Here is a 19,981-nt window from a genome sequence, read left to right as displayed (position 1 = left end):
GTTAATAAAGTATGCTTGCTTCATATAATAGGTGTGACAAATCTACTAAAATAAAAGGGGGAAAATATGAATATCCGTACATTCAAATAAAAAAAGGGAAGGATAAAAACCATTTAATTTAAAAGGTTTTTAATCTTCCCATTTAATCTATATTAATGTTATTTTAGTAAGAATTGTTTCAACTTATCTCTCTTGCTTACCTTTATTTTTACGAATTGGTTCACTCGGAAAAGTAAATGTAGAGTTATTTAGAAATGAAGAAGCTCTTAAAAATTGCCCTGGGGTATTTTTTCGGTAGTTAGATCCGTTTTTGAAATGGTTTTCAGATTTAACGTTTTGAATACCTAAGAAATGATGAAGTATTTTTTTTGCATAACTTAATGACATGGATACCTTTGGGTTACGGTGAGTATTTTCTAATATTCCTAAATGCGGGAGAAGTTTAAAGTCTTCTTTTAACGGTGGTATATGAAAGAAAAATTCTCCACAAGCAATCAACACATCAGATTGTTGTTTACTTGACTTGGGGTTATTTGAAAAATGTAATCCAACTTTCTTAGCAATTCCTTTATCAATAAGCTTTAATATAGCTTGTCTTTTTAGTGAATATAGTTCACTTGGTTCAAGTGCTGTTTTAGCATGTTTATTTACAACAAATATTGCCTGAAAAATTTCTTCATTTGTAAAATTTAGTTTATTCAGGCTAGGTTCTTTCGATTTCATGCTTCTTGGTTACCTCCAAAAAATAATAGATATGAGTATATTATATCTTTAGTTTAAATTTTTTCAAATCAAATCTAGAGAAGTGGTAATATAATAAAAAGCTAATCGAAATAATATTCATTAATACGACTAGCTTTTTTCTATTTAGTATGGATAGGGTCCTATATTACCTGGCGAATTTAATCCGGCATTACTAGGTAAAAAAGCACCAGGATTTACAGGTGGGTAAGGTTGTTGGTATCCAGGAAACCCACCGCCGAATCCGCCACCGAATCCACCGCCAAAGCCACCACCGCCAAAGCCACCACCGCCAAAGCCACCACCACCAAAGCCACCACCGTACGGAGGATAGGGTCCGTATGGAGGATAAAAAGGTGGTCTAAACGCTAGTGCACCTAACGCGAATCCGCCTGCTAATCCCGCTAATCCTCCAATTATTGGCAAGATTGGGAAAAAAGGTAGAAAGCGTTGTTCGTTATGATCAAAGTAGTAGGATGGAGCATGATCTTCTCTATAATAATAATGTAAATTAGGGTCATATTGATAATTCATGTATTTAACCTCCTCTCTTGTCTTCAATATAGTGTATGGAGTACGAAAATAATTGAGCAAGTACCCATAAAAATAGGTAACCAACCTAGTACGGGTGAGAGCTGTGGGGAATAATAATTCTTGATCATTATTATTTTTTATTTTTGCCTGTGATTTCAATTGATACGATTTCAGGTGGAGTAAATAGGCGAATTGGTAGTTTAGTTGTCCCAATTCCATTTGAAACGACTAAATGACTATTAAATTTACTTGAAAGGGTGTAAACACCTCGGTTGTATTTCTTTGCATATGGAGGCATTATAAAGGACTTATATATAGGTAAATAAATTTGTCCGCCATGGCTATGGCCAGAGAGCTGAAGATTGATCGGATAGTTTTTCGTCATATCAGCAATGTCAGGTTCATGTGCTAGAACAATCGTATAACTATTTTTTTGAATTCGTTCTAAAATATCATTATATTGCTTGTTTCCTAGCATATAATCATCGAGACCGATAAATGATACTTTTTGTTTTTGAACGAAATAAGTTTTTTCTTCGTTTTTTAATAAGATAAAATTGCTTTGGGTTAACAGCTCTTCGTATTGTTCAGTAAAATAACCCCCATGATCATGGTTACCATATATTGCAAGTTTTCCTATTTTTGGATTAAGTTCTTTTAAAAGTTGAATAACTTCATGCTTGTAAGAAAACTTTCGTATATCACTAACCAAATCTCCAGTAAATAGAATAAAATCAGGCTTCATTTGGTTTATATTATTTACAACCTTTTTAAATCGCTCTATATCTTTTTTATTATTAAAGTGAGTATCAGAGATTTGTATTAATTTAATAGTAGTATTCGAATGTAATCGATAGTCTGAAAATGTTAAATGCTTAGTTCGAATTGAAGTTGGCTCAACATAGACTGAATAATAGATTGTACAAATTAATAGTAAAAAAAATGATGTTAGTTTAATTTTCAATTGTCCCCCGACCTTTTTAAAGAAATAAATACTGCATACTATATTAAATAGTTTAATTCTTAAAAATATTCTCAAAATAACAAAATGTTGTTAAACTATAGAATACAAAGGGAGTGATACGAGTGAAGGATAAGGTTGTGATCGTTACTGGTGGCTCTAGTGGTATGGGGAAAGCAATGGCTATGCGTTTTGCAAAAGAAGGTGCAAAAGTGGTTATTGCCGGAAGAGATTTAGAAAAATTAAATAATGCAAAAGAGGAAATTGAACAATATGATGGTCAAGTATTACCAATTGTTATGGATGTACGGGATCCGGAATTAATTAAAAATATGGTAAATGAAGTTGATCAAACATTTGGAACGATAGACTTCTTAGTAAATAATGCGGCTGGCAATTTTATTTGTGCTGCAGAGGATTTGTCTGTGAACGGTTGGAACACGGTTATAAATATCGTATTAAATGGAACCTTTTATTGTAGTTCTGAAGTTGGACGGTATATGATACAACATAAAATTAAAGGAGCGATTACAAATATAATTGCTACATATGCTTGGGATGCGGGTCCTGGAGTCATTCATTCTGCATCAGCTAAAGCTGGTGTCCTCGCTATGACAAGAACATTAGCCGTTGAGTGGGGTAGAAGATATGGAATTAGAGTCAATGCGATCGCTCCTGGACCTATTGAGCGTACAGGTGGTGCGGCTAAACTATGGCTTTCTGATGAATTAGAAAACCGCACAATACAAAGTGTACCACTAGGCAGGTTAGGCACTCCAGAAGAAATAGCGGGACTTTGTGCATATTTATTTTCAAATGAGGCTGGTTATATTAATGGTTCTTGTTTTACAATGGATGGAGGACAGTCCTTACATCAATACCCATTTTAGAAGGAGGTTCAAAATGGATCCTTTAGACGTAATAAGTAACTTAGATAAAGTCGTACCATATTTTCAACCAATATATGGAGCCGATACACAAAATTGTGTAGGAGTTGAGGTTGTTGGTAGACTTAAACTTGAAAATTTACACAGCCTTGAATTCTTCTTTGCAAATGATTTGGTGCCAGATGACTACTTATTAGAGGTTGACAATCATATTTTAATTCAAGCTCTCGATGAAGTTGTACAATTTAAATTCGATGGTGGTATTTTTATTAATCGTCACCCTTCAGCACTTCTTTCAGATGACCCAGAAAATCTTTTATCGATTTTACAATCATATGAAGAAAAGGGCATACAACTAAATAAAATTGTCATTATTCTTCAACATCAACTTTTTTATGGTTTTGAGAAAGAATTAAAAAATTTAATTACTTATTATCAAACATATGGTATTAAATTTGCGATTAATAGCGTAAATGAGAAGTTAATTAACTTAGAAAAACTACGGTTTTTGTCTCCAGATATCATTAAAATCGATTTTAAAATGGTTCAACAACTACATACATCATCATTTCAAGATTTATTAAATTCCGTAATTTATGTGGCAAGAAAAGTAGGGGCATCGATGTACTACGATGGAATAATCGATTCAATTCAATTAAGAAATGCATGGAAGAATGGTGGAAGATTCTATCAAGGTGCATACTTATTTACACCACAACCATCAATTAGTCAATTAAATCATGAATGTGAGCCACTAAAGAATGATATCTTAAAATATATTCGAGGCGAAAAAAACAAATTAATTGCGCTTAGAGATATGACAAATTTAATACAACAAAAAGTCGAATCGGCAATTAATAAATTTAAATTAGGAGCGGATTTAAATTCATTTTTAATTAATATTTCAAGTGAATTAAATTCATTTTGTTTTAGGATGTATATTTGTGATGAGGACGGTTTTCAGCAATCAGCTAACTTGTTTAAAGTTAATGGCGAGCAGTGGGAGCTTCAGGAAAAGTATAAAGGTAGAAACTGGAGCTGGAGGCCATATTTTTTAGAAACCGTTTTGAAAATGCAATCAAATGATCAGGGACAATTATCAGATATGTACAGAGATATTGAAACCGGTGAAAAGATTCGAACGTTTTCTTATCCAATGAATAATGGAAGCTATTTATATATTGACTTAAGTTATGATTTTTTATTTAAACATAATGAGTTACTTTTTTAGTGATTCTCTTATAAGATTTAATCAGAAAATGACTGTCGTCTCAAAAATGACAGTCATTTTTTATGCTTTGTCTATTTAAAACAAGAAAAAACAAGTACGATTGGTATTCTTTGTCTTCTTAAAAACTCTTCTTTGCTATTAAAATGTATTTGTTGTGGAGTACCTTCTTTTAATTGATCAATCCGGAATCCAGTCTTTCTTAAAAGAGTAAAATATTGTTCAATTGTGCGATGGTATTTGACTACTATTTCATTTATCCATGGTTCTTTTCTTTCGCCAGTTAGAAAGTAATCGTCTACAATCCAATTTTCACGTCGATCTCCTGATTGTTTACTTAAAAAGGAGGCAGTAGTTAAAGGATGTTGAACACTAAATACAAAATGGCCGGTTTCTTTTAAGCTGATAAATATTTTTTGAAATAATAGCTCAATGTTTGAAATATAGTGTAGTACAAATCTAGAAGTGACAAGTTCAAATGAATTCGTAGGAAAATGATAATCCTCGATTGAAGTATGTTGGACGGTACCTACTGTATCCTTTAAAGTAGTCAAGGCTGCTTTAATCATGTGCTCTGATCCCTCTATACCTGTATAGGTTTTAGCTCCATGTAGTAGAAGTTCATTACCAAATGATGCGTCACCACATCCTAAATCTAATATGTTTTTTCGATCAACATTCCCAATTAGTTCATTGATGATTGGTCCTTCAATCGCATTGTTAGGACTATCTTCTCTATTTTTTCGTCGAATATACTCTGAAAAAAAATCATCTTGATTGTAAACCGTAGAACCACGAAACTCCATATTAACACTCCCTAATCGTCCAAAAGTTTTTGAAAATTGAAAAGTTAACACAAATTATCTAACTTTAACATTAAATTTTATTTAGATAAAGGGAGAAATTACCCAGAAAAAATTTTGTTTTGGAACATAGAGGTTTAGTTAATTTTATCAAAAATCGACGAATTCATATATAAAACCTAATTTTAATTAAAAGTAGTGTTTTTCTCTGTCAACTAATGTAAAAAAGATAAGAACGATTCGTGTGGTAAATTTCAATATAGAAATGATACGATTAGTAAAAGTTCAGCCCGAGGAGGATTTTATTTGAGAGGACTTATTTCGAAAGTTCTTTTTACATCGTCCGTCTTGTTTTTCGTTTTTCATTTTATTGGAGTTGGGTAATGAGAAACTATATCTGGACAAGTCCTTGAAACGATATTAAAAACAAATGAAGTATAGAACTATAAAAAACACCTAAATGAATGTAACAGTTCATTTAGGTGTTTTTTATTTGAAAAGGAAACGAATAGATAATGGATTAACGTTTTTGTAATGCAGCTTCAATTTGCTCCATCTGAACGCCTCTAATTACCTCATCATCAATTATTAAAGTAGGTGTTGAGAATGAATCTAACTCAAACATCATTCTTTTTTTAGCACTTTCATCTATTGAAACGTTATATTCAATATAAGAAACATTCATTTCTTTTAAATAATTTTTCAAAAATTCACAAGGAGGGCATCCATCTTGTGTGAATAATTCGATCTTCATAAACCGACATCCTTTTTTATTTTTTCTTAAAGCAATTGTATAAAACTATTATGACATAGAAAAATATAGTATATAAAGAAATTTGTTTATAGTTGAAACGACTATTTTTCTTGAATTTATCTTGAAATACAAGTATTCTTATTAATGGACACTTACATAGCTGAAATCTATCAGAAGTTTTTTGGATAGAAATTGTAAGAAAGTAAAACCTATATTTAGGGAATGACACATGGTAGAAAGGAGTTCTAATATGTCTTTATTATTAGGAATTTTAGAACGCTTAGAAAGTTTAAAACAACAAGCTACGAACGGTGAGGTTGCTCAAAGATATTTTGAAGTTAACGGTGAAAGAAAGTGTAGCGTAAAGTATTCTGAGAAAAATGAAACATTTGAATTAGAAGTATTTCAACAAGGTGAAAAACCACAAACGTTCCCATTCGATAATATCGATATGGTAGCAATTGAAATATACGAAATTATTTCATAAGAAAAGAAAAAACAAGCATAGCTTGTTTTTTCTTTTTTTTGCCTTTTTTAAAGATTACCCCCTGAAAACTTAGTAAAATATGTATGAGAATAAACATTCGGGGATTACTTGGTAATAAAAGGAGAGTTGAAACTATGGAATTCAATTTAAAAAAATTATCAACTAATGATGGCCAAGAAATTTACGCGATGCTTCAAGAAATTCCTTATAATGAAAATGGGTTCTTAAATGATATGAATGGAGCAACTTTAGAGGAATTTCAGGCGTGGCTGATTAAACGTGATAACGAATCGAAGGGGATTGGAATTGGGGAAGGTAGAGTTCCTCAAGATATTTATTGGCTTTTTGCAAATGGATTTCCAGTAGGTTACGGTAAGATCCGTCACAGATTAACAAAAAAGTTGTTAGATGATGGAGGACATATTGGATATTCAATTCTTCCTTCTGAACGAGGAAAAGACTATGGCAAACTTCAATTAAAGTTATTGCTTGAAAGAGCTAAAGAAATGGGAATTGATAAAGTTTTACTAACGATACATATCAACAATATAAACTCATTAAAGGTTGCAATGAAAAACGGTGGAGTTATTGAAAAACAAGACGAAAACAAATGCTGGGTTTGGATAAAGTGTTAGAAATAATCTTGAAATGGTTTTACCGAATCAAAATGTAAAAGACCGTTCAATTTAAACAGTCTTTTTTATAGTAATTATAAATACTAACTATAGCAGATTTTCTTTAATATTTTATTACAAAATAGTAAGGTCGTGCTAATCCCAATTCTTAATGAATACATTATTATGTATTGTTATGAAAAGGGAGGTCATATACGTGAATAAAGATCAGTATCGATTTTACAATGTAAGTGAGAGAAATATGAGTTTTGATCATGTAGTTGATCGGCTATATCATTTTGTAAAAAATGATCCTAATAAACAATATCGACTTTCCATTGGAACAGATTCTCAAGTTCATAGTAATGGAACTAAGTTTATTACGGCACTTCACTTGCATAGAGTAGGTAATGGCGCTTGGGGATGTTTACATACTTGTTGGCATCACAAGAAAATCCGAAATTTAAAAGAGAAAATATTTCTAGAAACTATGTATAGTCAGGAAATAGCTTTTTTATTATCACCTTTTCATTTAGAAAAAATTTTTAGTCCTCTTCATGAAAATGCTAATTCGAATAATTTTAGTTTTGAAATTCATCTAGACATTGGTACGATGGGGCTAACGAAAGAGTTTATACAAGAAATGACATCTAAAGTATCTGCAATGGGCATCATTCCTAAGATAAAACCTGATTCTTATACAGCATTTAGTTATGCAAATAAATTTACAAAATAAGAAGTTTAAACTAAATAAACATTGATTAGAATGAGGATTAGGAGGGATGATGGATGCTAAGTGAACAAAATTTCACAGAAGATGAACTGTCTTTATTGGTCGACACAGTGATGAAACAAAATTATGCAATTGAACTCATTTCATCACAGATAACGGATATAGAAAATGGATTAATGGATGCAGGCGAGGATCAATATGAAAGATTGATTCATTTATATCAAAAATTAAGGGATTTAGGGCTATGAAGACAAATATAGATGAACGTTTAGATAATAAATTATTTATCTAAACGTTTTTTTGTTTTTTGAATAGTTATAGATAAATAAGTAAATTTTTAAGAAAAGTTAAATTGGAAAGGGGTTACAAATCTGATAATATAGGGATGGGGACATAGTCCTTAATCGAATAAAATAGTGTATAGGATTTTTTCCATACAGATGAATAGCAAAGTTGTATGTGTATTTATTTGATGTTTGTTTATGAATAGATAATTTCTACCATTTTTAAATACTTTTGCTTTTCTATTGGGGGACGATGTTTGTGATTAGTATTGATGGTTCACAATTTTTTGAACATAAAGTAGAAGAAGTAATTATATCAAGTGAAAAAGTAGCTCATGTACAAATTGGTAACAGTTTGGAGCATGCATTATTAGTACTTACAAAATCTGGATACTCTTCAATTCCAGTGTTAAATCCGAAGTTTCAGTTGCTAGGTTTAATTAGTACGTCTATGATATTAGACGGAATACTTGGATTAGAAAGAATTGAATTTGAACGTTTGAGTAATATGAAAGTTGAAGAGGTAATGGGTACTGAGATACCTTTATTAAAAACGACTGATACGCTCGCTAAAGGGCTTGAATCTGTAATTGATCATCCATTTGTATGTGTGGTTGATGCTAATAATACTTTTGAAGGTATATTAACTCGTAGAGCGATTTTAAAACAATTGAATAAAAATGTGAGAAGATATAATAAGCATTAGCGATTAAAAAGTAAGTCATCATCAAATTGACTTACTTTTTTAATGTTGGTTTTCTTGGGAAAAAGAATTGTTGACGAGTCAAATCCAATTTTTATGAATAAAGGCAAGGGGGGATTATGTGCAAATTGATGATATACGTTTAATAATTACTTTGTCTGAAGAGAAGAATATGAGGAAGGCAGCAGAGAGGTTATTTGTTTCTCAACCAGCTTTAAGTCAAAGGCTACAAAATTTAGAGAAGCAGATTGGTAGTGAATTGTTTATTCGTTCTCAAAAAGGATTGATTATTACTGCATCTGGTGAAATCATATTAAATTACGCGAAAAAGATGGAAGAAACATATCAAACAATGTTAGAGCAGTTACAAATTTTAAAATCCGATATTTCGGGTACTTTAAAGATTGCCGTTTCTTCTGTTGTTGCACAATACTGGTTACCACCAGTTTTAAAAAAATATGTGTCAAGCTATCCTGAAGTACAAGTTTCACTTTTTACAGGTTGGAGTAGTGAAATTACAAATCGCTTATATGAAAATGAAGTTCATCTAGCAATTGTCAGAGGAAACCAAAATTGGTTGGGAGAAAAGGAATTACTATTTTCTGATGAATTATTATTAGTTGATACAAAAAAACATAGTCTTGAGGAATATAAAACAATTCAAAGACCATTTATTCAGTTTAAAAGTAATTCAAATTATTATCAGCTTATCCAGTCATGGTGGTATGAGCATTTTAATTCATTACCAAAACATGAAATTGTAGTCGATCAAATTGAAACATGTAAGCAATTTGTTTTGAATGGTTTAGGCTTTGCGATCTTACCTTCCTCTGTATTACATGATGTTAGTGATGAAAATATTATAAAAACACCTTTAATTACAAAAGAACAATCAGGTTTATATCGCGATACATACTTACTTTATAATCGAGATGCAATGAAATTAAAACAAGTAGAAGGATTTATAGAATCAATTCGAAAAAAAAATAAAGATTAATCGACAAAATGTTGCTAGTTACTTACTAGATTTGATAGAGTATTCTTATTGATAATAATAAAGGGGGCAATTCATTATGAAATTAATGGACGCAAATGAAATTATTGCATTTATTGCAAATAGCACGAAAAAAACACCTGTAAAGGTTTATGTAAAAGGTCAATTAGACAAGCTTACTATTTCTGAATCAGTTCAATCATTTATTTCTCAAAATTCTGGAGTTTTATTTGGTGAGTGGGATGATGTTAAAGTAATCCTTGAAGAGCAAAAAGAATACATAGAAGATTATGTAGTAGAATCAGATCGTCGTAATTCAGCAATTCCACTTTTAGATGCTAAAGGTATTAAAGCTCGTATCGAGCCAGGTGCGTTTATTCGTGATCAAGTTACAATTGGTGACAATTCAGTTATTATGATGGGTGCTGTAATTAATATCGGTGCAGTAATTGGAGAAGGTACAATGATCGATATGAACGCCGTACTTGGTGGTCGTGCTACAACAGGTAAAAACTGTCACGTAGGTGCTGGTGCTGTTCTAGCTGGCGTAATTGAGCCACCTTCAGCAAACCCAGTTATTCTTGAAGACAATGTACTAATTGGTGCAAATGCAGTAGTTTTAGAAGGTATTAGAGTAGGTGAAGGCGCAGTAGTAGCTGCAGGTGCAATTGTTACTGAAGACGTTGCTCCTTATACTGTGGTTGCAGGTGTTCCTGCTAGAAAAATCAAAGATATCGATGATAAAACAATTTCAAAAACTGAAATCATTCAGGCTTTACGTCAACTAAATCAATAATAACATGAAGTAAGCGTAGAATTTATTTTTCTACGCTTACTTTATAGACATTATACTAAAATATGAGTTCAGACTAGATACAAGCATTTGACTTTCGAGGCGTGAAGTCTGATAGGGAGTGGAGTTATCCCATAGATGGTAATGAGCACCGTGCAAAGCAGGCGAATCAATGAAGAAAGCGCTCGTTTGGTAGTCAGTCTGAAGGTAGAATTTATATTTCTACGCTCAGTGTGTGCCAAAGTACTTAAATTTGATTTTCAGACTGATTGCAAGCGCTTGTCTTTCGAGGCGCGAAGCCTGGTGAGGAGCGGAGTTACCCTACACGGTAATGAGCACCGCAGACAGGCGAAGCAACGAAGAAAGCGAGCGTTTGTCAACAGTCTGAAGCGTAGAATTTATATTTCTACGCTTTTTTTGGAGGAGTTAAAATGGATTCATTTATTAAAATTAGAAGGGATTTACATTTAATCCCTGAACTTGGTTTTCAAGAATTCAAAACACAAGCGTATTTACTAGATTATTTATCTAGTTTAAATCAAGAAAGAATGGTAATTGATACATGGAGAACAGGTATTTTCGTTCGAGTAAAAGGGTTAAAATCTACTAGAACGATTGGTTACCGTACAGACATTGATGGATTACCAATGAAAGAAAACACAGGATTAGAGTTTTCATCGATTCATGAAGGCAATATGCATGCCTGTGGCCATGATGTACATATGAGCATTGCGCTTGGTGTTCTGACTAATATTGTTAATGAGCCAATCGATGACGATGTCGTATTTATTTTTCAACCAGCAGAGGAAGGCCCAGGTGGAGCGGAACCCTTACTTAAAAGTGAAGAATTTAAACCATTTAAACCAGATGTAATCTATGGTTTACATATAGCACCTGAATATCCTGTTGGTACAATTGCAACGAAACCTGGTATGTTATTTGCGCATACATCAGAACTTTTTATTGATTTTCATGGCTTAAGCGGTCACGCAGCTTTCCCTCATTTAACGAATGATATGATCGTTGCATCAAGTCATTTTATCACTCAAGTACAATCAGTAGTATCAAGAAATGTAAATCCATTAGATAGTGCTGTCATTACGATTGGAAAAATAACTGGTGGTACAGTTCAAAATGTTATTGCAGATCATGTTCGAATAGAAGGTACGATGCGAGCGTTAAGTGAAGAAGCAATGCTGAAATTAAAAAATAGAATTGAAAGTCTTGTGAATGGATTTCAAGAGAGTTTTCAGTGTAAAATAGAAGTAGATTTTGGAAGTAATTACTATGGAGTAATAAACGATGAATCGTTGACGAATGAATTTTTTAATTTTGCGAAACAATATGACGGTATTGAGGCCGTGCTTTGCAATGTTGCAATGACAGGTGAAGATTTTGGTTATATGACAAAAGAAATTCCAGGCCTGATGTTTTGGATTGGCGTAAATTCGGAATTCGGACTCCATAATCAAAAATTAAACCCAGATGAAAATGTAATTCCATTAATGATTCGATTTATATCTGACTTTATGAAAAAGCAACAATGAAAATGATTTTCAGTTAATAATAATTATAAATTAATATTGACTTTAAATAAGTAGTTTACTATAATATCACTTGTATGATAAATAGTTACATAAATATTGGAGGTAATAACGATGGCAGAACGTTTAGTAGGAAAACAAGCACCACGCTTTGAAATGGAAGCAGTTTTAGCAAATAAAGAATTTGGTAAAGTAAGCTTAGAAGAAAACATGAAAAACGATAAATGGACAGTATTATACTTCTATCCAATGGACTTCACTTTTGTATGTCCAACTGAAATCATAGCAATCTCTGATCGTTACGACGAGTTTGAAGATCTTGATGCAGAAGTTGTAGGTGTTTCTACAGATACAATTCACACTCACTTAGCATGGATCAACACTGATCGTAAAGATAATGGTTTAGGTCAATTAAAATATGCATTAGGTGCAGATACAAACCACGCTATTTCTCGTGACTATGGCGTATTAATTGAAGAAGAAGGTATTGCATTACGTGGATTATTCATCATCAGCCCAGAGGGTGAATTAATGTACCAAGTAGTACACCACAACAACATCGGTCGTGAAGTTGATGAAGTTTTACGTGTACTTCAAGCTTTACAAACTGGTGGACTTTGCCCAGCTAACTGGAAACCAGGTCAAGCAACTCTATAATTCTAAACAATTAAGAATTAATGTCAAAGGTCTAACTCATAGTTAGGCCTTTTTAAACACAATTACGAAAAGTGGAAGGCGTTTGTTAAAGACCCGACAAGCATAAGGCAAGGACCGAGAAAAGTTGGTTTTTACTTTTATCGGTCATTGACTTATGACCTCGAGGGTCTAACGCCTGGAACTAGACAAAACGAAAAGTAGAACAAGCTCACTTAGAGCTAATGAAACAAGTAGGAGGACTATAAAATGAGACTGCGCTCACCAATGCCTGAATTAGATGGTGCAACAACAGTATTAAATGGAGAAATTCAAAAAGAAAACCTAATCGGTGACAAACCAACATTAATTCATTTTTGGTCTGTTAGTTGCCATTTATGTAAAGTAGCAATGCCAAACATTAATGCTTTCAGAGATGAATATAAAGATCGATTAAATGTAGTAAGTGTTCATATGCCAAGATCTGAAGATGATTTAGATACCGATAAAATTAAAGAAGTTGCTGAAGAACATGGAATTACACAAACAATATTAGTTGATAACCAACATACAATTACAGATGCTTTTGAAAATAAATACGTACCATCATATTACGTATTTGATAAAACAGGTGTATTACGCCACTTCCAAGCTGGAGAAGGCGGAATGCCAATGTTAGAAAAACGTGTTAATCGCGTACTAGATGAAGCGGCAAAAGTAGAATAATTTTCAGATTGCATCATCACTTGGGAGACTTTTTTTAAAAGTCTCTTTTTGTATGTATACAAAATCCAAAAAACTTGAGTTTCAGACTGATTGCAAGCGCTTGTCTTTCGAGGCGCGGAGTTACCTTTGCCGGTAATGAGCACCGCAGACAGGCGAAGCAACGAAGAAAGCGAGCGTTTGTCAAAAGTCTGAGGGGACTTTTTTAAAAGTCTCTTTTTGTGTTTGAGCAATCTTCATCTTGAAACTAGTAGAAAGTGTATTTTATAGTTATAATGAAAGAAAACTAATCTTTAGTTTAAGGAATTATTCTGTAGGAGGAAAAAAGTTTGGAGATTCAAACAATCGCAATCTTTATCTTATGGTTGTTTTTATATGCCTACATGATTATTGCTTCAATTGATTTTGGTGCAGGATTTTATGCGTTTTATACGATTACAACTAAAGAAGAACCAAAATTAATTGGCTTAATAAATCGACATCTTTCATCTATTTGGGAGCTGGCTACATTATTTTTCATTTTCTTCTTTATAGGAGTAGTTGGTATATTCCCGAGGGTAGCATATTATTATGGTGTTCCACTATTAGTTCCAGGTAGTGTAGCGATGATTTTTTTAGCAATTAGGGGCTCGTTTTATACTTTTCAGCAATACGGTGGAAATAGGAGTAAGTTCTTTTTAATTTTGTATGGGGCGACAAGTCTATTGATACCTGTTACATTATCGACTGTTTTAACAATTTCTGAAGGTGGATTTATTATCGAGAATGGAACAGATATACGTTTTTATCCATTTAAATTAATTACGAATTCATATTCACTATCTGTAATGCTTTTAGCTGTATGTTCAGTTCTATTTATTAGTGCAATGTTTTTAATTTATTCTGCAAATCTTATAAATGATACAGAGTCGGAAATTAAATTAAGAAAGTATGTACTAGTGTGGTCATTACCAACTATTATTTCAAGTATCATCGTATTTTTGTCAATGAAATTACATAATAAAGTTCATTTTGATCGAATGCATAATGTATGGGAATTCTTCCTTATATCTTTTATTTGCTTTTGTATAGCGATTTATTTTGTAATAAAAAGAAAAAGATATGGTTTAGCGTTTATATTAGTATTATTGCAATATTTCTTCGCATTTTTTGGATATGGAATAAGTCATCTACCATTTATCTTATATCCTTATCTAAGAATCGAAACAAGTTTTGCTAAGAGTAGTTTAGCAATCGTGCTAATTATACTGTTTGTAGTATTTTTTATCTTATTTACTGTGTATTTTATATTTTTAGTTCTTAATAAACCTTTCTTTATGAAAGTGTTTTTAAAAAGTAATGATAAAAATGACTTTCAAGATTAATAAGAAGATAAATATTTATTATTATGGAAAACCACGAATTAATGAATTCTGTGGTTTTTTATTTTTTATAGGCTCTGTGAAAACAGATTGCTGATTTACTTATGCAACTAAGTGGCGGTTTAGTTTCATAAGAAATGGTATTATAAAATTAACAAAAAGACTATTTAGGAGGAATTAATGGGGTTAGAGCATGAATTTTATCTTATTCCAGATACAATTAGCGTAAACCAAATTTGGAAATTAAGAAAAAACAATAATGTAATTGAAAGCGTTAGAATACATGATGATATTATCCAATATATAATGGACTCTTTAAATTGGATTCCTAGTAAAAATCCATCAACTAGTGGGAACATGGATAGAAAAGGACTTAATTATTATGGAGAGACTCTATTTGAACAACAGTCTTCAGAAAAGATAATTGCAATATTTACTTCATGGAAAGACTTATTTAGAAATGGACCCAAATTGTTAAAACTTAGAGGTAATTTTGTTTATGAGGAAGATGATGAATATGAAAAGTTATACATCAATCGAGACGAATTAATTAGCAAAATAGAAAAAATGATAGCAATGGCAGAGAAATTATCAGAAGGTAATTTTTATTTATATCATTTGGGGATTTAAATAGAACATTCGATTTTTTTATGTAACTAACGCAATGTAATAGTTGTATAAGCTATCTTTTAAAAAGGGAGAGTTTTGTTTGAAATTTATTGAGTTTGGAATCGGTAATACTTGGTTAGTTAGGACAGAAACAGAATTAGAAGATGGGACAGAATTTGAAGAAAAGGGAATTATTGGACCCGTAAAAATTAATTCTTTATATATAAGAATTTGGCTAGCTAGAACAGTTATAATAATTGACTCAAAAGAAGGCTTTAAACGTATAAAAAAGAAACGTAATCATTTTAAATTTATTTTTGGGATTAGTAGTTGTTAATTCATTTATTGAACTAGCGCAGTGCATTAGTGGTATAAGTGTTCCTAAGGTTGTCTAATTAGAAAACCTTATTTTAGTTCAAAAATCAACAATAAATTTAACATTGCATTTTTATAAAAAAAGGGCGGTCTCAAAAGTATTTTGACTTTTGAGATCGCCCTTTTAACATGTCCTATTGATTAAACTTCCATAATAATTGGGAGAATCATTGGTTTACGTTTTGTTTTTTCGTATAAGAAAGGTGATAAAGTATCAGTAATTTCATTTTTTATTTCTGACCATTGAGAAGTTTTACGTTCCATGATTTTGTTTAAATGAGTAGAAATCATTGCTTGTGCTTCGTTTATTAAATCGCCACTTTCTCTCATATAAACGAAACCGCGTGAAATGATATCTGGGCCTGCTGAGATTTTAAATTCCTTCATATCGATGCTTACGACAACGATTACAAGACCCTCTTCAGATAAAATTCTACGGTCTCTTAAAACGATATTACCAATATCCCCGATACCGCTTCCATCAATATAAACATTACCAGAAGGTACTTTTCCTGCAACCATAGCCTCATCGGCACGAAGAGCTAAAACTTCACCATTATCCATGATAAAGCAGTTTTCTTCAGGTACTCCACAGTCCATAGCAAGCTTAGCATGCATGCGCTGCATTCTATATTCACCGTGAATCGGCATAAAGTATTTAGGTTTCATCAGTCTAAGCATTAATTTTTGCTCTTCTTGACCACCATGACCACTAGTATGAATATCATTTAATGATCCATGAATTACTTCAGCGCCAGCACGATATAGTAAGTTAATTGTACGATTTACGCTCATTGTATTACCTGGAATTGGTGAAGAAGAAAATACTACAGTATCTCCAGGAATAATTTGAATTTGACGATGTGTACCATTTGCTATACGTGATAATGCAGCCATAGGTTCACCTTGACTACCTGTACATAAAATGACTAATTGGTTAGCCGGAATACGATTAATTTGAGATGCATCAATAAATGTATCTTTAGGACATTTGATATATCCTAGGTCATGACCGATCTCGATATTTGCTTCCATACTTCTACCAAAAACAGCAATTTTACGTCCGTTTGCAATAGCAGATTCGACAACTTGTTGAAGACGGTGAATATTAGAAGCGAAAGTAGCAAAAATGATACGACCATCAACCTTACGGAAAATTTCACTGATCGTGTCACCAACTTTTCTTTCTGACATCGTAAAGTGAGAAACCTCACTGTTCGTACTATCTGAAAGTAAGCATAAGACACCTTCTTTTCCTATTTCAGCCATTTTAGTTAAATTAGCCGAATCTCCAACAGGTGTGAAATCAAATTTAAAATCACCTGTATGGACAACTTGTCCTTGAGGAGTTTTAACGACGATACCATAACAATCAGGAATACTATGTGTAGTACGGTAAAATGTAACACTAGTTTTTCTGAATTTGATGATGTCATCTTCTTTGATTTCTATTAATTTAGCTTTACGTAATAGACCGTGCTCTTCAAGTTTATTTTTGATTAAAGCTAAGGCAAGTTTACCACCATAAATTGGAATGTTTAATTCTCTTAATAAATATGGAATACCACCAATGTGGTCTTCATGTCCGTGAGTGATAAATAAACCTTTAATTTTTTCCTCATTTCGAACTAAGTAGGAATAATCAGGTATAACGTAGTCTATCCCTAGTAGCTCATCTTCAGGGAACTTGATTCCGGCATCTATTAATATAATTTCATCTTGATATTGTACTGCGTATGTATTTTTACCAATTTCCCCTAAGCCACCTAGTGCGAATACGGCAGCTTGATCATTTTTAAGAAATTTCATAAATTACGCTAGCTCCAAAATTTTAAAGCTTTCACTTTGTTTTTCGAATTCAAGATGAGCACCGGTTAAAGCTTGAACAAGCTCAATATTATAATTGAAAGGTAATAATTTCGCACGAACTTCTCTTTCACTGTCTGCTTCTACATAAACTGTTTTAGTTTTTTCTCTTACAGGTACCTCTAATGGTAATTCCTGATAGTATACTTTAAAAATCATTTAAATCTCTCCTTGTCAAATCACTATCTTCTCAATATTATAAGTGATTTTCTATATATTTTCATTCTTTTTATTGAAGATTACCTAAAATACGGTCATTTTAAAAAAAAATTTGAAATTATTGAGATATATTTCTTCTTTTTCAAAAATTGTTTTAGCCGTTTTTTTAATTTTTTTCTAAGTTTACGTAACATTAGTTTTACCTCCAAGACATGAAATTAAACTTATATGTAGAGAACACGGACATAGTATATTTAAATGTAGTATTGTTCGAAAAAACATTTTCATTCAATATATTCAGAAAAGCAGTTAAAATAGAGGATATCTTAAAGTTAAGGGGAGAAGAAAGTGAAGAAGTTATATGCAGCCTTGTTTTTATTAAGTATTATTTGGAGTACATCTTTTTTATTTATTAAGCTCCTTTTAAACGATATGGGGCCAGAAGCAATTGTATTTTATCGCTGTTTCTTTGGTGCTATGACATTATTAATTATTATGTTAATTAAAAAGGTAAAGATTGATTATAAAAATTTACCGAAAATGGGATTAATTATTGCGATCTCATTATTTAATCATGCAATACCGTGGCTTTTTTTATCTTTTAGTGAGACCCATCTACAAAGTAATCAAGCGGCAGTATTAAATGCTTTTACGCCAATTGCAACACTTATTATTGGATACTTTTTCTTTTCTCAAAAAATTCATAGAAAACAATGGATTGGACTTATGGTAGGGATCGTTGGAGTTATGATAATGATGAATCTTAATCCATCAACAATTTTCTCCGATAATATAATTTATTCACTATTAATGTTATTTGTTACTTTTTGTTATGGACTTGGTTCACATCTAACTAAAAAGTATTTACAAAAAATTGATGTATTGATTGTTTCATTTTTAACCTTAGGTATTTCTGGTGTAATCGGCTTTATTTATATGGTCGTTTTAGGGAAGGGCACAATAAAACCATTTGTTAATTTTGAAGTTTTTAGTGGTGTGTTTGGACTAGGCGTTATATGTTCGGGGTTGGCATATTTATTATTTTATTATATGGTTAAAGAGGGAAGTGCAGAATTTGCAACAATGGTTACTTATATAGTACCTGTATTTGCTTCTATTTGGGGATTTTTCTTTTTAAACGAACCTTTATCTTTCAAAATGATTTTGGGGCTATTAATCGTACTTCTTGGAGTATTTATTACGAATAGTAAACAGAAGTCAAAAATGAAAAATTCAAAAGCAAATGCAGCGTCTTAGTGAGGAGAGAATAATATGACTAAACCAATCGTTTTTTTTGATATTGATGGAACGATTTTAAATCATGATAAAGTAATTCCGGAAAGTACAAAGAACGCAATTTCGGAACTTCAAAATAGAGATATCCACGTAGCGATTGCAACTGGTCGTGCGCCATTCATGTTTAAAGAAATTCGTGAAGAGTTAAATATAAATAGTTTTGTAAGCTTAAATGGGCAATATGCTGAATTTGAAGGTGAAGCTATTCACAAACATGCTCTACATCCAGAACAACTTCACCAATTTACTCAAAAAGCAAAAGAACTAAGTATACCGCTTATTTATTTAAATAATGAGACAATGCGAGCGTCAATTGATTCACATCCTCATATAAAAGAAGCAATGACATCGATTAGAATGCAACATCCTGAAGTTCAGCATGATTTTTATCATAATCGTGAAATTTACCAAGTATTACTTTTCTGCGAGGAGCATCAAGAGCCATCATTAACAAATGGATTTAATGATTTTAATTTTATTCGCTGGCATGAATATTCGTCAGATGTCTTACCAGTTGGAGGTTCTAAAGCGAATGGAATACTTCAAATGGTAAACCATCTTGGATTTGATATGCAAAATGTAATCGCATTTGGTGACGGATTAAATGATTTAGAAATGATCGAAAAAGTAGGTACGGGTATCGCCATGGGGAATGCAGTAGATCCACTTAAAAAATTAGCTAATCATATTACAACGAATGTTGATGAAGATGGAATTTTAAACGGTTTAAAATGGGCCGGACTTCTTTAAGTATGTTAGACAAATTACAAAAACATGAATTTTAGACTGACTGCAAGCGCTTGTCTTTCGAGGCGCGAAGCCTGGTGAGTAGCGGAGTTACTTTTAACGGTAATGAGCCCCGCTCAACAGGCGAAGCAACGAAGAAAGCGAGCGTTTGT

24 protein-coding genes are annotated in these 19,981 nt (G+C 32.1%); 17 read left to right on the top strand and 7 right to left on the bottom strand.

Features of this window, described 5'->3' with window-relative positions:
• Positions 1–183 precede the first annotated feature (183 nt).
• From ACFWM3_RS20770 to ACFWM3_RS20760, 3 genes are all read right to left on the bottom strand, one after another.
• A complete protein-coding gene (locus tag ACFWM3_RS20770) occupies positions 184–723 on the bottom strand; it encodes a YkyB family protein (protein ID WP_082459565.1) in 540 nt (179 codons plus the stop codon).
• A 144-nt stretch (positions 724–867) separates the two neighbouring features.
• On the bottom strand, positions 868–1,275 hold the full coding sequence (locus ACFWM3_RS20765) for a hypothetical protein (RefSeq protein ID WP_390312803.1): 408 nt from the start codon (positions 1,273–1,275) through the stop codon (positions 868–870).
• Positions 1,276–1,405: 130 nt separating this feature from the next.
• Complete coding sequence (locus tag ACFWM3_RS20760; protein WP_390312789.1) at positions 1,406–2,239, bottom strand: metallophosphoesterase; 834 nt, start codon at positions 2,237–2,239, stop codon at positions 1,406–1,408.
• Between the two features lie 122 nt (positions 2,240–2,361).
• On the opposite strand from ACFWM3_RS20760, the gene fadH reads away from it, so the two are divergent.
• Positions 2,362–3,126, top strand: a complete 765-nt coding sequence (gene fadH, locus ACFWM3_RS20755) for a 2,4-dienoyl-CoA reductase (protein ID WP_056474213.1) — start codon at positions 2,362–2,364, stop codon at positions 3,124–3,126.
• Positions 3,127–3,139: 13 nt separating this feature from the next.
• The gene (locus ACFWM3_RS20750; protein WP_390312788.1) at positions 3,140–4,354 is read left to right on the top strand and encodes an EAL-associated domain-containing protein; all 1,215 of its coding nucleotides are present in this window, start codon (positions 3,140–3,142) and stop codon (positions 4,352–4,354) included.
• 71 nt (positions 4,355–4,425) lie between these two features.
• On the opposite strand, the gene ACFWM3_RS20745 is transcribed toward ACFWM3_RS20750, so the two are convergent.
• Both ACFWM3_RS20745 and ACFWM3_RS20740 read right to left on the bottom strand, forming a co-directional pair.
• Positions 4,426–5,157 (bottom strand): class I SAM-dependent methyltransferase, encoded by a 732-nt coding sequence (locus tag ACFWM3_RS20745; protein ID WP_390312787.1) that lies wholly within the window; start codon positions 5,155–5,157, stop codon positions 4,426–4,428.
• A gap of 517 nt (positions 5,158–5,674) precedes the next feature.
• Positions 5,675–5,908, bottom strand: a complete 234-nt coding sequence (locus ACFWM3_RS20740; protein WP_390312786.1) for a glutaredoxin domain-containing protein — start codon at positions 5,906–5,908, stop codon at positions 5,675–5,677.
• 250 nt (positions 5,909–6,158) lie between these two features.
• Between ACFWM3_RS20740 and ACFWM3_RS20735 the strand changes: the two genes are divergently transcribed.
• The 13 genes from ACFWM3_RS20735 to ACFWM3_RS20675 all read left to right on the top strand — a co-directional run bounded on the left by ACFWM3_RS20735 (position 6,159) and on the right by ACFWM3_RS20675 (position 15,723).
• Positions 6,159–6,395: a YkuJ family protein gene (locus ACFWM3_RS20735; protein WP_056474223.1), complete on the top strand. Its 237-nt coding sequence runs from the start codon at positions 6,159–6,161 to the stop codon at positions 6,393–6,395.
• A gap of 134 nt (positions 6,396–6,529) precedes the next feature.
• A complete protein-coding gene (locus ACFWM3_RS20730) occupies positions 6,530–7,030 on the top strand; it encodes a GNAT family N-acetyltransferase (protein ID WP_390312785.1) in 501 nt (166 codons plus the stop codon).
• A 241-nt stretch (positions 7,031–7,271) separates the two neighbouring features.
• Positions 7,272–7,745: a ribonuclease H-like YkuK family protein gene (locus tag ACFWM3_RS20725; protein ID WP_390312802.1), complete on the top strand. Its 474-nt coding sequence runs from the start codon at positions 7,272–7,274 to the stop codon at positions 7,743–7,745.
• 53 nt (positions 7,746–7,798) lie between these two features.
• Positions 7,799–7,990: an antirepressor AbbA gene (abbA, locus tag ACFWM3_RS20720; protein ID WP_056468609.1), complete on the top strand. Its 192-nt coding sequence runs from the start codon at positions 7,799–7,801 to the stop codon at positions 7,988–7,990.
• Between the two features lie 295 nt (positions 7,991–8,285).
• Positions 8,286–8,732: a cyclic-di-AMP-binding protein CbpB gene (gene cbpB / locus ACFWM3_RS20715; protein WP_056468606.1), complete on the top strand. Its 447-nt coding sequence runs from the start codon at positions 8,286–8,288 to the stop codon at positions 8,730–8,732.
• 118 nt (positions 8,733–8,850) lie between these two features.
• Positions 8,851–9,726 (top strand): transcriptional regulator CcpC, encoded by an 876-nt coding sequence (locus ACFWM3_RS20710; protein ID WP_390312784.1) that lies wholly within the window; start codon positions 8,851–8,853, stop codon positions 9,724–9,726.
• Positions 9,727–9,802: 76 nt separating this feature from the next.
• The gene (gene dapD, locus ACFWM3_RS20705; RefSeq protein WP_056468599.1) at positions 9,803–10,519 is read left to right on the top strand and encodes a 2,3,4,5-tetrahydropyridine-2,6-dicarboxylate N-acetyltransferase; all 717 of its coding nucleotides are present in this window, start codon (positions 9,803–9,805) and stop codon (positions 10,517–10,519) included.
• A 428-nt stretch (positions 10,520–10,947) separates the two neighbouring features.
• Complete coding sequence (locus ACFWM3_RS20700) at positions 10,948–12,063, top strand: N-acetyldiaminopimelate deacetylase (RefSeq protein WP_056468595.1); 1,116 nt, start codon at positions 10,948–10,950, stop codon at positions 12,061–12,063.
• Between the two features lie 111 nt (positions 12,064–12,174).
• On the top strand, positions 12,175–12,717 hold the full coding sequence (locus ACFWM3_RS20695) for a peroxiredoxin (protein ID WP_098231953.1): 543 nt from the start codon (positions 12,175–12,177) through the stop codon (positions 12,715–12,717).
• Positions 12,718–12,963: 246 nt separating this feature from the next.
• Complete coding sequence (locus ACFWM3_RS20690) at positions 12,964–13,419, top strand: TlpA family protein disulfide reductase (RefSeq protein WP_390312783.1); 456 nt, start codon at positions 12,964–12,966, stop codon at positions 13,417–13,419.
• 326 nt (positions 13,420–13,745) lie between these two features.
• On the top strand, positions 13,746–14,780 hold the full coding sequence (locus ACFWM3_RS20685) for a cytochrome d ubiquinol oxidase subunit II (RefSeq protein WP_390312782.1): 1,035 nt from the start codon (positions 13,746–13,748) through the stop codon (positions 14,778–14,780).
• A gap of 177 nt (positions 14,781–14,957) precedes the next feature.
• Complete coding sequence (locus ACFWM3_RS20680; RefSeq protein ID WP_390312781.1) at positions 14,958–15,407, top strand: hypothetical protein; 450 nt, start codon at positions 14,958–14,960, stop codon at positions 15,405–15,407.
• Between the two features lie 79 nt (positions 15,408–15,486).
• On the top strand, positions 15,487–15,723 hold the full coding sequence (locus tag ACFWM3_RS20675; RefSeq protein ID WP_390312780.1) for a DUF3977 family protein: 237 nt from the start codon (positions 15,487–15,489) through the stop codon (positions 15,721–15,723).
• 179 nt (positions 15,724–15,902) lie between these two features.
• Here the strand turns inward: ACFWM3_RS20675 and rnjA are convergent, their stop codons facing one another.
• Entirely contained in the window at positions 15,903–17,570 is a 1,668-nt protein-coding gene (gene rnjA / locus ACFWM3_RS20670; RefSeq protein WP_056468579.1) for a ribonuclease J1, read from the bottom strand.
• Positions 17,571–17,573: 3 nt separating this feature from the next.
• Positions 17,574–17,786, bottom strand: a complete 213-nt coding sequence (locus ACFWM3_RS20665; protein WP_056468578.1) for a DNA-dependent RNA polymerase subunit epsilon — start codon at positions 17,784–17,786, stop codon at positions 17,574–17,576.
• 348 nt (positions 17,787–18,134) lie between these two features.
• On the opposite strand from ACFWM3_RS20665, the gene ACFWM3_RS20660 reads away from it, so the two are divergent.
• Both ACFWM3_RS20660 and ACFWM3_RS20655 read left to right on the top strand, forming a co-directional pair.
• Entirely contained in the window at positions 18,135–19,043 is a 909-nt protein-coding gene (locus ACFWM3_RS20660; RefSeq protein ID WP_390312779.1) for a DMT family transporter, read from the top strand.
• 15 nt (positions 19,044–19,058) lie between these two features.
• Positions 19,059–19,832, top strand: a complete 774-nt coding sequence (locus ACFWM3_RS20655) for a Cof-type HAD-IIB family hydrolase (RefSeq protein ID WP_056468572.1) — start codon at positions 19,059–19,061, stop codon at positions 19,830–19,832.
• Positions 19,833–19,981: the final 149 nt, after the last annotated feature.

Source organism: Gottfriedia sp. NPDC058432 (genome assembly GCF_042721555.1).
In the GTDB taxonomy this organism is placed as follows: domain Bacteria; phylum Bacillota; class Bacilli; order Bacillales; family Bacillaceae_G; genus Gottfriedia.
The sequence above is the reverse complement of the archived record's forward strand: the minus strand, read 5'-3'. Positions and strand labels throughout refer to the sequence as shown.

What these genes read in the sequence shown, in the direction of transcription:
- ACFWM3_RS20745 (WP_390312787.1), bottom strand. Translation starts at nt 5,157, where the DNA reads ATGGAGTTTCGTGGTTCTACGGTTTACAATCAAGATGATTTTTTTTCA.
- ACFWM3_RS20680 (WP_390312781.1), top strand. Translation starts at nt 14,958, where the DNA reads ATGGGGTTAGAGCATGAATTTTATCTTATTCCAGATACAATTAGCGTA.
- ACFWM3_RS20750 (WP_390312788.1), top strand. Translation starts at nt 3,140, where the DNA reads ATGGATCCTTTAGACGTAATAAGTAACTTAGATAAAGTCGTACCATAT.
- dapD (WP_056468599.1), top strand. Translation starts at nt 9,803, where the DNA reads ATGAAATTAATGGACGCAAATGAAATTATTGCATTTATTGCAAATAGC.
- ACFWM3_RS20730 (WP_390312785.1), top strand. Translation starts at nt 6,530, where the DNA reads ATGGAATTCAATTTAAAAAAATTATCAACTAATGATGGCCAAGAAATT.
- ACFWM3_RS20665 (WP_056468578.1), bottom strand. Translation starts at nt 17,786, where the DNA reads ATGATTTTTAAAGTATACTATCAGGAATTACCATTAGAGGTACCTGTA.
- ACFWM3_RS20770 (WP_082459565.1), bottom strand. Translation starts at nt 723, where the DNA reads ATGAAATCGAAAGAACCTAGCCTGAATAAACTAAATTTTACAAATGAA.
- ACFWM3_RS20725 (WP_390312802.1), top strand. Translation starts at nt 7,272, where the DNA reads ATGAGTTTTGATCATGTAGTTGATCGGCTATATCATTTTGTAAAAAAT.
- ACFWM3_RS20765 (WP_390312803.1), bottom strand. Translation starts at nt 1,275, where the DNA reads ATGAATTATCAATATGACCCTAATTTACATTATTATTATAGAGAAGAT.
- ACFWM3_RS20700 (WP_056468595.1), top strand. Translation starts at nt 10,948, where the DNA reads ATGGATTCATTTATTAAAATTAGAAGGGATTTACATTTAATCCCTGAA.
- ACFWM3_RS20695 (WP_098231953.1), top strand. Translation starts at nt 12,175, where the DNA reads ATGGCAGAACGTTTAGTAGGAAAACAAGCACCACGCTTTGAAATGGAA.
- ACFWM3_RS20735 (WP_056474223.1), top strand. Translation starts at nt 6,159, where the DNA reads ATGTCTTTATTATTAGGAATTTTAGAACGCTTAGAAAGTTTAAAACAA.
- abbA (WP_056468609.1), top strand. Translation starts at nt 7,799, where the DNA reads ATGCTAAGTGAACAAAATTTCACAGAAGATGAACTGTCTTTATTGGTC.
- ACFWM3_RS20690 (WP_390312783.1), top strand. Translation starts at nt 12,964, where the DNA reads ATGAGACTGCGCTCACCAATGCCTGAATTAGATGGTGCAACAACAGTA.
- rnjA (WP_056468579.1), bottom strand. Translation starts at nt 17,570, where the DNA reads ATGAAATTTCTTAAAAATGATCAAGCTGCCGTATTCGCACTAGGTGGC.
- ACFWM3_RS20740 (WP_390312786.1), bottom strand. Translation starts at nt 5,908, where the DNA reads ATGAAGATCGAATTATTCACACAAGATGGATGCCCTCCTTGTGAATTT.
- ACFWM3_RS20655 (WP_056468572.1), top strand. Translation starts at nt 19,059, where the DNA reads ATGACTAAACCAATCGTTTTTTTTGATATTGATGGAACGATTTTAAAT.